Annotated in this window: 1 pseudogene; it reads left to right on the top strand. The window is 37.6% G+C overall.

Going from position 1 to position 761, the window contains the following annotated elements:
• Positions 1-350 precede the first annotated feature (350 nt).
• Positions 351-761 (top strand): annotated as a pseudogene (locus G5B00_RS17885) (phytanoyl-CoA dioxygenase); the annotation flags it as partial.

Raw genomic sequence — 761 nt, 5'->3', positions numbered from 1 at the left:
TAACGTGCCGCGGCTTTGCGAGGGCGGGGCATTTCAGCACAAACTTTCTTGCGAAGCACGGACGTACAAATTTAGCGAAAACTTTCTTACAGAGATATTTCCCCCGCTCTTGCAAAACCGATGTTATGTGCATACCCTTTTCTGTTTTGTCAGTTTGTGGATAATTTTTATTTTTGTCGTATGAGAATGACTGTGATGTTATAATATCCTTTTCGGGCTTAGTTCTTAAGCAATACGCTATCCTCTGCACATAGCGTACTTTTTCTATTATTCAAATTTTTATTAATAATCTTAACTAATCGGTCAACAGATAACTGTTGCTCCTTGTAATGGTTTATAAAACAAAAAATATGTCAGATATACTAAGTAAAAAAGAAGTAGAACAGTTTGTTCTCAATGGTTTTGTTCGTATCGACAACGCATTTCCACAACGACTTGCTGATGAAGTTGTCAATCATCTATGGAAAGACATTCCTTTTGAAAGGTCAAATCCTGATTCTTGGGTTGAACCTGTGGTTCGTTTAGGAATGTACACCCAACAGCCTTTTATTGATTCTGTAAACACAGAGAAACTGTATTCAGCTTTTAACCAATTGATTGGTGAAGATAAATGGATTCCTTGTCGAAATGTGGGAACATTCCCTGTTAGGTTTCCGTCTGTTCAACAGCCTAATGATACTGGCAAACACGTAGATGCAAGTTTTGCGGGAAATGACCCTAATAATTATTTTGAATGGCGTGTCAATGTCAAATCAAGAGGG

This window comes from Parapedobacter sp. SGR-10, assembly GCF_011030405.1.
GTDB lineage: Bacteria > Bacteroidota > Bacteroidia > Sphingobacteriales > Sphingobacteriaceae > Sphingobacterium.
This window is presented reverse-complemented; position numbering and strand designations above follow the sequence as displayed.